Origin of the sequence: uncultured Chloroflexus sp. (assembly GCF_937951745.1) — a bacterium.
GTDB lineage: Bacteria > Chloroflexota > Chloroflexia > Chloroflexales > Chloroflexaceae > Chloroflexus.
Genome location: NZ_CALFBQ010000004.1, coordinates 42797 through 55092, shown reverse-complemented (window position 1 = coordinate 55092; position 12296 = coordinate 42797). Strand labels below are relative to the sequence as shown.

Below are 12296 nucleotides of genomic sequence, written 5' to 3'. Positions count from 1 at the left end.
ACGGGGGCCGGGGGAGGTGAGGGCCAGCAGCCCGCACCGCAGGCTTCGTAACCCTAGCCCGGCCCTGAAGGGCCGGGTTCCCTGCTGTCCGTTCCTTCATGTCATTGCAAGGGTGTGCCGGTACCTGTAGGGAGCCGGTCTCCCGAAGCAATCCTCCGCAAGCACGGAAGCGCTCGCTGCCCGAACACGACCATTGCCGCTGGTCGTTTCCGCAGAGGCATTGTTCCCACTCGCGCAGGAGATTGCTTCGCCGCCTCTGGCGGTGCGCAATGACATCGGGCACGCCCCTCGCACGCTCACGCCGGGGGGTTGCTGCACCATCTGTAGCGACGCGCAATGACATGAAATTCCGTGCCCAACTTCCCCGATCACTTATTGACTCCTACTCCTATCGGTTGTATAATTCACGTTCGGTCGAGCCAATCGGCCATGTCATTCGCGCCCCCCGTTACGTTCGGGTTACGGGTTTCGCGTTCTGGGAAGGCACCCGGCACACGTAACACGCAACACCGAACGCCGAGCGGAAATCGTCGTCACGGCGACTAACGTCGCCTCGGGTGGAAGACGGCGTCGGGTGGGCTAGTGTGAGGCAGTATGGACGGCGCATACAACATACGCGCGATTCAGCGCTTCCCAAACTGCACACCTGCAAGCCGTGCGCCAGTAGGCCTTGCCTGCTCGCCGCGCGAGTGACGCTGCGCGTTCTCGCTTCCCCGGCCACTGCATCAGGTGCAGGGCCTTTTTTCTTTCCCTGACGCTGAATCGCTGAAACTCATGGCTGCGCCAGCGCCGATCGTGCTCGGTTGGCGCTAGCCATTGCACGCCTGTGATCTTGCCCGTTGCATGCGGGGTAGATCTCGTCTTGCCTTGTTTTCGCTCTGCGGGTAATACCCGCCTCGTATTGCGGAGGAATGTGGTAAGTTGAAGACGCTAACCTTTGCTGACCTGATTGCACAGCAGACCGGCTTTGCCGGTGAGGGCCGCCTGACCGATTTCGTGAGCCGCTACGACGGTGAGCTCTACTTCGGCGATCGTCTCAACTTAAACCGGCTGGCGCGCCAACATGGCGCACCGCTTGAAGTGGTTTATACGCCCCAAATTACCGCCCAAGTGCAACGCATGATCGGCTGGGCAGAGCAAGCACGCGCCGCGACCGAATACCCAGCCGCGTTCCACTACGCCTACGCCACCAAAGCCAATTTCGCCGCCGAAGCGGTGCAGACGGCGCTGGCCGCCGGTGCGCACTACGAAACCTCGGCGACGGCTGACCTGATTATCGCCCATGGTCTCTGGCGGCAAGGGATTTTGCCGGCAGACCGGCTGATCTGCTGTAATGGCTCGAAAGAGCCGGCCTACCGCGATGCGATCCGCAACTTTCGCCTTGACGGGTGCGAGACGGTGATCCCGGTGCTCGATGATCTTGACGAGCTGCGCGATTTGCTCGCCACACCCGTGCCGCTTCAATTCGGTGTGCGCGAGCGCGCCGCCGGCAACCGCGATGGCCGCCATCCCGGCAACGACCGCTTTGGCTTGACCACCACCGAGATCGAGCGGGCGGCGGAATTGATTGCTGATAGCCACCACGTGCTGGTGCTGTACCACGCGATGATCGGCAGCCAGATCGAAGACGAAGCCCACTTCCTCACAACCCTACGCGCTTCAATCGAGAACTACTGCCGGCTGCGCCAGCGGGTGCCGACCCTGCGGTATTTCAACTTCGGCGGCGGGATGCCCACCTCTGGATACCAGTTGACTTTCACGTTTGATTATCAGCGTTTCCTGAGCCGGCTAATGGCGACCATCCGCGACCTTTGCGCTGAGTATGGCGTACCGGCGCCGGAATTAATCGGCGAGTTTGGCCGCTACACCGTCGCTACCCACAGCGCCTATCTGGTCGAGGTTGGCGCGGTCAAGGCAGGTCACGCCGGCCAACCCGATTGGTATCTGGTCAATGGCTCAATGATGGTCATGTTGCCTGACACCCTGTTTGTGAGCGGGCAGGAGTTTGTGATCTTGCCGCTGACCGATTGGGACCAGCCGGTGCGTCCGGTGCGGCTGGCGGGCCGGCGCACCTGCGACAGCGACGACATCTATCCGCGACCCGCACAGGCACCGTTGTGGCTGCCGGCTACCGAAGGTGGCCTTGTGCTAGCCATCTTCGGCATTGGCGCGTACCAGCAGATGATTTCAGGGCGCGGCGGCGCGCACCACTGCCTCACTCCCGAAGCGGCCCGGTTTATCGTCGAAGAGCGCGACGGGCGGCTCAGCTCACGGATCACACCTCAGCAAGATCAGGCCGCCATTATGCGCCTGCTCGGCTACCGACCCCAACCGACTGCCCTACCTCAGCCACTGCCATTCCGGCAACCGGCCCGGCCTGCCATCTTGCCGGCCCGGCGCCGGATACGCGAGCGAGCGCTGTCGGTGTAAGGCATCAGCGTGGGGCGACGCTCTGCGTCGCCCCCCATCCGCGACTGATCAGCCGGATGCACCATCGCCGTGTTGGCGGGGTCATGATCGTTACGCTCATTACTTTCAACGATAGCCTCATTCGCATCAACCCGGCAAACACCGCCAGCAGCAAGGGTCGCCGGTGCGCTGGCAGTAATTGGCACCACCCCGATGCTTATCGCGAACTGATTTCAGACCTGCCCCTCCGTTGTGGGGGTTGAGGGGCGAACAAAAATTTGGTCGAGTACAACGGTTGATCGCTGTGCAATGCCTCAAAGCTTAACTCTGCTCCATTCTCTCGCGCCGGTGGAAGAGAGTACACCGTAGCGAGCAGCAACCTCTTGCCGCACCCATTCTCTCGCGCCAGTGGAAGAGAGACTAGGGGTGAGGGTGAAACGGCTCATTGCAAAGCTATCAACCGTATCTACACCCTAGGTTCTGTCTGCCCCTGAAGTTGTGAGGCCAGTCCGAGACCGTCCCTGCCGCCGCCGTTTGTGGCGCTGCCAGCAGATAAGGTACTGTTATTCACTATTAGCGTGCTGCCGGAGTTGTTGTAGATTCCACCACCGCTGTTGGCGGCGCTATTGCCAGAAAAGGTGATGTTTACCACTGTCAATACATCACCGGCGTTGTCAATACCGCCGCCAAAGGTTGCCCTATTGCCAGAAAAGGTACTATTAGCGACCATCAGCGTGCCGCTGTTGAAGTTGATAATGCCACCGCCGCTACCAGCATTATTGCCTGAGAGGGTGCGGTTGCTGACCGTCAATGTGCCATTATTGACCACACCTCCGCTGCTCAATGGAGTACTCGCATTAGCGATGGTCAGGTTGCGCAGGGTAAGATTGGCGCCCTATCACCCATCAGCACCCGCACCGCATTATTGCCGCTGATAGTGCTGTTCCCGCCGCCATCAATCGTCAGTAATCCCGCGCCGCTCACAATATTCGGCAGAAACGAGATCAGCGTGAGCGGGACGAACACGCCGAAGGTGATGGTATCGTTGCCGGCGCTCCCTGCGCCGCAGTTGGCGTTGGCCGGAGTATTGTTCGCCGCTAGAATCGCTTCGCGCAGAGTGCGTGACGTGTCGTTCGTCGTGTTATTCGCCAGCGAATTGACAACAGAGCCGGCTGCGTACACGGGCTGCGTATGCTGCTGCGCGAACAGCACCACCGCACAATAGGAGGGCAACGAGCAGACAGAATCTTTATCATGATGACCTCCACGTACATTGAACAGAATACCAGAGAGGAAATGCGCCAACAAAACGATGCAAAGAGAACTATGTCGCTCGACTTCGATGTTGGCGGCATACTCGTACCCAGCACGAGCGGTTTCGTTCCGGCGGCAAAGCCGGGATAGGGCTAGTTGGCGCAAACGATCTGCTCGCTGGGCAGTTCAGTCTTAATGGCGCCGACGAATGTCTGCTGGAGGTTACCATTGCAAACGCAGGCCAGCCTGTTCCCGCGACGACGGGAAGTTGGCCGGAAGAAGTCTGGCCGAATAGGAACGAGCGCGCGGATCGGTCATCCCGAACGCAGACAGGCACCAAGCTGCTGGTGGTGTTGCCCAATGCATCGGCAAACCGAATGAATGGAATGGCTAGCAACACCCGGCGATCAGTAGTTCGTAGTATGAGATCACCTCTGAGCTTGGTACACGAGAGCGCACCAACGGCTCTGCACCGATCAGAACGAGACGTTCCGCGACAATCTGCATGGTAACGCTCAAGCGTCCTCAAAACGTCTTCGCTACGGCGAGCGCATAGGATCAGCAGACAACGCTCCCCCAGAGCTACGGAGCGAGCGGAGAGAGCGGAACCCTATGCCTTAGGATTCCGCCGCATGATTGCTCAGTTAGCACGACGATACCAAGCTACAACGACATGCTTAGCAATGGCCGGTGTGCTCCCGAAGGCAGCATGAGAGCAGGCACAAGTTTTTAATGTTACCACTCTACCCAAAGCGATCGGCAAGTGGTACAATGAATAAGCTGTCATATGCAGGCGCTATTGGTGTGCGCATTAAAATCAAACGGGGAGCGTTCCATGAATATTTTGGTGGTTGATGATGACATTCCCAGCGCTAAATTAACCTCGTATCTGCTTGAGGAAGCTGGCTACCGGGTTCTCCGTGCACACGACGCCACCAGTATTATGCAAGTCATCGAGCAGCACAATCCCGATCTGATCCTGCTCGACATCATGATGCCCAAGATCGATGGCTTTGAAGTCTGCCGGCAGATTAGGCGCAATTCTGATGTACCCATTATCTTTCTATCGGCACGATCGCAACTACAAGATCGGGTGACGGGTCTGCAAATCGGCGGCGATGACTACTTGGTCAAACCGTATGAGCCATCGGAGTTATTAGCCCGCGTTGAGGCCGTCTTGCGGCGGCGCAACGCCGATATGCTGAATACGTCAACCCGCCTCAGCCAAGGCAATATTACGCTCGATCCGGTCGAGCACAAAGTCATCTTTACCGATGGTCGCGTCGTTGAATTGACCCCCCTTGAATTTCGCCTGCTGTATTATTTGATGAAAAATGCTGGCCGCATTTTGAACGTGACCCAAATTTTGAGTAAAGTCTGGGGCTACGACTACGAAGGCGAGAGCAACCTTGTCGCCGTGTACATTCGGCGCTTACGCACGAAAGTAGAAGAAGATCCGGATCATCCCCGCCACGTGATTACGGTACGCAACCTTGGCTACAAGTTTGAACCGTGAACTATGGCATCTCACCGGCCATTATGCGGTCTAATACCGAGCAACTTCAAACTATCACTCGTCGCCTATTGCCGTTGCCGGCACTAGGATTGAGTTGGGCGCTGACACAATTCGACCTATCGCCACCGATTCTCTGGGTTCTGATCGGCTACGCAGTCGTGAATATCGGGTTCCTGTTCTGGATCCGTCGCATGGCTCCGTTAACAGGGCGGCTGTTGCTGTTCGCCGGGATCGGTGATGTCATTGCGCTCGGCTGGTGTATCGCCACCGCCGGCTTAACTCCCGCCATAGTCGTCATTCAGGGCATCAGCGCGCTACGCGCATGGCGCTATCGCTTCTATTCATTGTGGTTAGCGCTAGTACCGGGACTCGTTGGGCTGTTGTTCGCCCTTGATCTCCCAATGCTGGCCCTGCCCGGTTCTGGAATGTTCAGCAATCTCGCTTCATTCGGCAGTTTTCTCATCAGTGCCGCGACCATCGCGGCATTGATTTTGTTTGGCAACCAGCGCAACCTAGCTGCACGCGAATGGCGCGCGCGTTACGAACACCTGCGCCGCGAGCAGAAGCAACAGGTCGCCAGCCTTGAGGCGTCTAACAATGATTTGCGCGATCGGTTGCGCCGGATGGAAGCGCTTGGCGAAAGTTTGCGCGCGATCAGCAGCTCACTGAGCCTCGATGATGTTTTGCGTCAAATTCTCGACTCGCTGGCTTATATGCTAGGAGTGCAACGGATCGATGACGCGGCCCTGAGCCTGATACGGCGCACCGATCTCGAACACCGGATCCTGCATGCCAATCGCCATGCCGCCGATTGGGCGAACACGCTCGCGCAGGCTGTTATTGCCAGCCAGCGCACCATCTTGCTCGATCAACACGAGATCGAGCAGCGGCCAGAATGGGCCGTGCTTGCTCACTATGGGTTTCGCGCTGCGCTCAGCGTTCCCCTGTTCGATCCTGAACAACCTAACTATGTGCATGGCGCGTTAAGCGTGGTCAGTCACCAAGAAGAGGCGTTTTCGCTGGCCGAAGAACGCCATCTGACATCGTTCAGCATTCAAGCCATGATCGCTATCCGCAACGCCGAACTGCACGTCGAGTTGAGCCGGCAGCAGGCGATGCTCAGCACCGTGTTGCACGACATGGCCGATGGCCTGATTGTCTACGACGATCAAGGGGCTGTCTATCTCGACAATGCCATCGCGCGCCGGGCCTTGGCGCAAAGCGCGGCCCACAATGGCAGGTTGGCCACCCAATTGGCCGACTTCGCCACCTACCTTCATCAGGCAGGCGACTCGCGCATCTGGGAGGTGCATGATGGCAATGATGATGACAAACGGTACTATCGGATTCATGGCACCCTCGTCAGCACCTCGCCGGATAAGCGCCTTGCCGTGCTGGTATTACATGACATAACCAGCCAAAAGATGCAGGAACAGCAGCGCCGTGAGTTTATCGCTAAAGTATCTCACGAATTGCGCAACCCGCTCAACACGTTGCAAGGCTACCTCAAAATCGTGTTGAAAGAGAGCGACAGTATCGGGAAACTCAATGAACGCCAGCGTGAATTTCTGCAAGAAGTAGATAGCAGCGCCCGCCGGCTAGCTAAACGGATCGCCGAATTGATTGACCTGAACCGATCGGAAACCGGCCAGCTCAAGCTGAATCTAGTGCGCACCAATGTGATTGACCTAATTATTGCCCCCTGTATGCAGCAGCAACAACAGGTCAAAGAGCGTGATATCGAATTGGTGTGGGAAGTTCCCGATCAGTTGCCTGATATCGTGGCTGATGAAGAACGGATTAGCCAAGTCTTAGTGAATCTGATCGAAAACGCCGCCAAAGCGACCGCTGCCGGCGGGAAGATTACCGTCAGCGCCGAATTGCAACACCCATACATCCATATTCACGTCACTGACACCGGCAATGGCATTCCGCCCGAACAATTTGACAAGGTTTTCCGATCGTTCTACAGCGGCGGCAACGGCATTTCAAAAGGGCTGCATTTAGGACTAGGATTGGCAATCTGTAAGCAGTTTGTCGAAGCGCACAACGGTAACATTTGGATCGCATACAGTGAAGTAGGCAAAGGAACCCGCTTTTCATTCTCATTGCCGTTACAGCGCGAACGCGCGTTGAGCGCCAATACTGATGATGGCGCCATTGCGCAGTGAAGACGCTTTCTGACAAAGTCGTCACATTGATCTGACCACAAATATGCTACACTTCGCAATAAGGAGATCACCAGCAAAAACGAGAGAAACGTTACGATGGCTCGCTGCACCATTAAGGAGTTGCGACGTGTGCTAGCGACCCATCCCTTCGCCTATCGTTATGTCAGAGTTTGCTACCCGACACAACACTGGCCGGAGTCACTGTGAAGATCGCGATTATTGCACTCCCAAGCAAAGATGATAATCATCTTCCGCCGCTCACGGTGGCATATATAGCAGCGGCGCTCGAACAGCGGCGCGCGATTGTGCGTATCTACGATCGCGCGCTCGATCCGTTGGGCAGTTGGGAAGAAATTCAGCGCCGGTTGGAAACCTTTCAACCACAGTGTGTCATTATCGCCGGTGAAGATAGCCACGCTCTTGAGCAAGCCGTTTCCCATATTCACCAAACCTATCCCGACATCTTGCCGCTCTTCGTGCATCGCAGCGGCAGTGAAGCATTAGCAGCCACCGCCAGTGTATTAGCTTGGCTTGACGGCGCCAACACGCTGGCCGTACAGAGTGGCGAAGAACTGCCATATCCAGCCCGCCACTTGCTCTCGCTCGAACATTACGAATTGCGCGCACCGGGTGGTGAGGTGCAGACGCCGGTGGTGATCGGTTGGCGGATGCATAACCAATGGCAGATGCGCTCAACCCGCCAGATCTGCCAAGAGATTCGCGCTCTGGTCGAAGAAGTTGGCATTCGCCATCTTTTGTTTTGTGAACCAGAGATCACCATCAATGAACAGTGGCTTGATGAGTTCCTCGATCAGTTGATTGGCGCGCACTTCAACATTAAATGGCAAGCTGCCGTCGCCCTTGACCGCCTACACGAAGAGCGGATCCGGCGGTTGGCGCAAGCCGGCTGCGAAGCGATCACGTTTGCGCTGGCCGCGACAAGTGTGTTCGACTCAGCCAGCAGCCGTGAACAGGCCCGCAAGTTGATCGCGTATGCCCGTGAGCAAGGCATCTACACGCACGCTACCATCTTGCTCGAACCACCCTATGAGTCGATTGCCCGCTTGGTGGATGTGGCAGCCACCTTTGGCCTCAACGATGTCTCCTTCAAACTGATGCAAACGTTGCGCGTCGGCGATGAAGAGCAGCAAATTCAGCGCTTTGCCCATCAGCGCTACCAAGAGGGTCGGACGCGCCAGCGTCTAATTGACCGGTTCGGCCCAGCGTTAGGCGGGTTGCTCTGGCAATTACGGGTTGAGAGTCTAGCTGATGACGAGTAAACTGCGATTACGCCGCGTAATCGAGCCCAATATCGAGCGCGCGCACCGAATGGGTCAGCGCCCCGACTGAAATGTAATCAACCCCAGTCTCAGCAATCGCCCGCACCGTTTGCAGATTGACGCCGCCGCTGGCTTCGGTCTGCGCACGACCGGCTACCGCCTGCACCGCTGCGCGGAGCTGGTCGAGCGGCATGTTATCAAGCAAGATCAGATCGGCTCCGGCTTCAGCGGCAGTGATCGCATCAGCGACGCTCTCAACTTCAACCTCGAGCCGCACCATCGGCCCAAGCTGCGCGCGCACGCGGGCAATAGCAGTTGCCAGATCGATCCCTTGTGCGGCAAGGATGGCCAGATGGTTGTCTTTGAGCATCACGCCGTCATACAGGCCAAACCGGTGATTGCGCCCGCCGCCCATCCGGACAGCATATTTCTCAAGCGCTCGCAAACCCGGCGTTGTCTTGCGCGTATCGAGAATCTGGGCCCGCGTGCCGGCCACTGCCACCACATACTGGGCCGTCACGGTGGCAATCCCGCTGAGGCGTTGCAACAGATTGAGCGCCACCCGTTCGCCACTGAGGATGCTGCGGGCCGGGCCGGTCACGGTGGCAAGCGTAGCACCAGCAACAACTGCGACGCCATCGGCGGTGTGCAGCAGCACCTTGACACTGGGATCAAGCTGGCGAAAGACAGCGACCACCACCGGCAAGCCGGCAATTACTCCAGCTTCACGGGTGACAAGATGAGCGGTCATGTGCGCAGTCGCCGGAATTGCAGCCAGCGTGGTCAGATCGCCGCTGCCGATGTCTTCGGCGAGCGCATGAGCGACAACAGTATCAATAACCTGTAGGGGAAGTTCCATACGAGTTCCGTTTCGTATCATAAACGACGATGTATAGGGTAGAAGGGTGTAAAGGGGTATGAAGGGGCGCAGCGCCGCTGCGCCTCCGCGCCCCTCTTAATCGGCGGCCAACGCTGGCGCCGGCGCAATGGCAGGCACAAACACCGGTGATGTACCGCGGCACAAGATGGTATGCTTGCGCCACGCCTCATCACTCTGCGGGTAATCGAGGCGGAAATGGCCGCCACGGCTCTCGGTGCGAAGCAAGGCAGAAGCGACGATGAGCCGCGCCGTCAGGGCGGCATTAACCGCCGTGAGCGCATCAGCATCAGTCAGATCGGCGCTGGCCGGCCATGCCTCCAACGCAGCTAAGGCGGCGCGCAGGCCATCACCGTGGCGCAATGGCCCCGCCGCGCGCATGATCGTCGCTAGCGCGTTGCGCCAATCAGCCGGTGGCGACACAGCCACGGGCGCCACCGGCAAGGGGTCAGGCGGCGGCACAGCGCGGCCACGATACGATGCTGCCGCTTCGCCGGCCCGGCGGCCAAAGACGAGACACTCGAGCAGCGAATTGCTCGCCAGCCGGTTCGCGCCATGCACGCCGGTGCATGCCACCTCGCCGGCAGCAAACAGGCCGGGCAGAGTAGTCGCACCGCTGAGATCGGTGCGCACACCTCCCATCAGATAGTGCGCCGCCGGTGCAACCGGGATCGGATCGCGCACCGGATCGATCCCATCGGCCCGCAAGCGGGCACAGATGGTCGGGAAGTGGTGTTCGATCAGATCGGCGGGGAGATGGGTCAGATCGAGCAAGACGTGATCGCACCCCTCGGCCTGCATCGCCGCGACAATACCGCGCGTCACTACATCACGCGGGGCTAATTCGGCGCGCGGATCGTAGGCCGGCATAAAGCGACGGCCCGCTGGCGTATAGAGCAAGCCACCCTCGCCCCGCGCCGCTTCGGTGATCAAGAAGCCCTGCCCATCGCGAGTACGGTAAACCGTAGGATGAAACTGGACGAATTCCATATCGGCCACTTCCGCGCCGGCCCGATACGCCATCGCGATCCCTTCACCCAGCGCCGTAGGCTGATTGCTGGTGAGGCCATACAACGCGCCAGCCCCACCACTGGCCAACACCGTCGCCGTAGCGAGCACCCGCAACCACGTGCCGCCGACCAACCGCACCAACGCCCCCACCACCCGCTCACCGGCGGTGAGCAACTCAACCGCTTGCGCTTGCTCGCACACGGTAATCAGCGGCATCGCTCGCACACGCTCGATCAGCATCTGCGTCACCGCCCAGCCGGTAGCATCACCGACGTGAACGATGCGTCGGCGCGAATGGCCGCCTTCCAAACCCAATGCAAACCGATCGGCATCACGCTCAAAGGGGACGCCAAGCTCGGCTAATTCCCGCATCAACGCCGGCGCTTCGTGAGCCAACACCGACACCGCCGCCACGTCACACAAACCGGCGCCGGCAGTCAGCGTATCGGCAACGTGAATCCCCGGCGAGTCAGCCGGATCGAGCGCAGCGGCGATGCCGCCCTGCGCCCACGCCGAATTGCTTTCCGGCAACGAACCACGGGCCAACACCAAAACCTGTGCGCCGCGCGCTGCGGCTGCTAATGCGGCGGTCAGGCCAGCCGCGCCGGCGCCAATGACCAAGACATCAACGCGCCGTTCGCGAGCTGGGGGTAGCGATGGTAACGCACTCCGCGGGGCAGAGATAGATTGCATTGTGAGTCCTCCGGCGACAATGCGGTGCATTGCCACGACTACAACGCCAACATCCGGTCAATCGCGACTCGCGCGCGCGCGGCAATGTCCGGCGGCACGGTGACGGGTTCGCGCAAATCGCGCAAACTATCGCGCACCTTTTCGAGCGTGATCATCTTCATGTAGCGACAACTGATCGACTCATCAATCGGTACAAACTGTTTGTCAGGATTAGCCTTGCGCATCCGATGGAGCACACCGATCTCGGTAGCAACCACGAAGCGGCTGGCCGGCGAGCGACTGGCATGCGCGATCATACCCTCGGTTGAGAGAATATGGGTACCGCGACTATCTATCGCACCACGGGCCAGATAGTCCATCGCGCTGCTCACACACCCACATTCCGGGTGAATCAGAAACTCGGCATCAGGCATCGCCGCCCGCTTCTGCTCGATCATTGTAGGGCGGATAGCAGCGTGAACGTGACACTCGCCGGCCCAAATCTTGAGCGGACGGCCCGTCTTTTGGCGCAAGTAGCTGCCAAGGAACATATCCGGCAAGAAGAGGATGGTCTTATCAGCCGGGATCGCATTGATCACCCGCTCGGCATTGCCCGACGTGCAGCAATAATCACTCTCGGCCTTAACGGCGGCGCTAGTGTTGACATAGCTCACCACCACCGCGCCGGGATTGGCCGCCTTCCACGCGCGCAACTGCTCGACGGTTATCGAATCGGCCAATGAACAGCCGGCATTAGCATCGGGGATCAGAACCGTGCGCTGCGGGTTGAGAATGGCTGCCGTTTCAGCCATAAAGTAGACGCCGCAGACCACAATCACATCGGCGTTGGTGCGGGCGGCAGCCTGCGCCATGCCAAGCGAGTCGCCAACGTAATCGGCGATCTCCTGAATCTCGCCGTATTCGTAATTGTGAGCCAAAATGATGGCATTGCGCCGGCGGCGCAAGTCGTTAATCTCGGCTATTAATTCGGCAGCGGTGACGCCGGTCGTTTCGTAGAGCTGGGCGACCATGGGACGTTCTCCAATTAGTGTTATTATTACACTTTTAATAATTGCGATGAGTATACACCCCTAGCGAGATATTGT

The 12296-nt window shown here is 58.7% G+C and carries 9 protein-coding genes; 4 read left to right on the top strand and 5 right to left on the bottom strand.

Annotated features, from left to right (window positions below; all coding sequences use genetic code 11):
- The first annotated feature begins 921 nt into the window (after positions 1 to 921).
- Positions 922 to 2430 carry an arginine decarboxylase gene (locus Q1A59_RS01470; RefSeq protein ID WP_298400880.1) on the top strand — a complete coding sequence of 503 codons (1509 nt, stop codon included), beginning with the start codon at positions 922 to 924 and terminating at the stop codon, positions 2428 to 2430.
- 445 nt (positions 2431 to 2875) lie between these two features.
- Here the strand turns inward: Q1A59_RS01470 and Q1A59_RS01465 are convergent, their stop codons facing one another.
- A complete protein-coding gene (locus tag Q1A59_RS01465; protein ID WP_298400883.1) occupies positions 2876 to 3238 on the bottom strand; it encodes a hypothetical protein in 363 nt (120 codons plus the stop codon).
- Between the two features lie 38 nt (positions 3239 to 3276).
- Positions 3277 to 3591, bottom strand: a complete 315-nt coding sequence (locus Q1A59_RS01460; RefSeq protein ID WP_298400886.1) for a hypothetical protein — start codon at positions 3589 to 3591, stop codon at positions 3277 to 3279.
- 907 nt (positions 3592 to 4498) lie between these two features.
- On the opposite strand from Q1A59_RS01460, the gene Q1A59_RS01455 reads away from it, so the two are divergent.
- The 3 genes from Q1A59_RS01455 (at position 4499) to Q1A59_RS01445 (ending at position 8630) form a co-directional block, all read left to right on the top strand.
- Positions 4499 to 5179, top strand: a complete 681-nt coding sequence (locus Q1A59_RS01455) for a response regulator transcription factor (RefSeq protein WP_298400889.1) — start codon at positions 4499 to 4501, stop codon at positions 5177 to 5179.
- A 191-nt stretch (positions 5180 to 5370) separates the two neighbouring features.
- On the top strand, positions 5371 to 7350 hold the full coding sequence (locus Q1A59_RS01450) for an ATP-binding protein (RefSeq protein ID WP_299643525.1): 1980 nt from the start codon (positions 5371 to 5373) through the stop codon (positions 7348 to 7350).
- 203 nt (positions 7351 to 7553) lie between these two features.
- A complete protein-coding gene (locus tag Q1A59_RS01445) occupies positions 7554 to 8630 on the top strand; it encodes a radical SAM protein (RefSeq protein ID WP_298400894.1) in 1077 nt (358 codons plus the stop codon).
- A gap of 7 nt (positions 8631 to 8637) precedes the next feature.
- Here Q1A59_RS01445 and nadC read toward each other — a convergent pair whose 3' ends face one another.
- From nadC to nadA, 3 genes are all read right to left on the bottom strand, one after another.
- Positions 8638 to 9489 (bottom strand): carboxylating nicotinate-nucleotide diphosphorylase, encoded by an 852-nt coding sequence (gene nadC, locus Q1A59_RS01440; RefSeq protein ID WP_298400897.1) that lies wholly within the window; start codon positions 9487 to 9489, stop codon positions 8638 to 8640.
- A gap of 96 nt (positions 9490 to 9585) precedes the next feature.
- The gene (nadB, locus tag Q1A59_RS01435; protein ID WP_298400900.1) at positions 9586 to 11211 is read right to left on the bottom strand and encodes an L-aspartate oxidase; all 1626 of its coding nucleotides are present in this window, start codon (positions 11209 to 11211) and stop codon (positions 9586 to 9588) included.
- Between the two features lie 38 nt (positions 11212 to 11249).
- On the bottom strand, positions 11250 to 12221 hold the full coding sequence (gene nadA / locus Q1A59_RS01430; protein ID WP_298400903.1) for a quinolinate synthase NadA: 972 nt from the start codon (positions 12219 to 12221) through the stop codon (positions 11250 to 11252).
- Positions 12222 to 12296 lie beyond the last annotated feature (75 nt).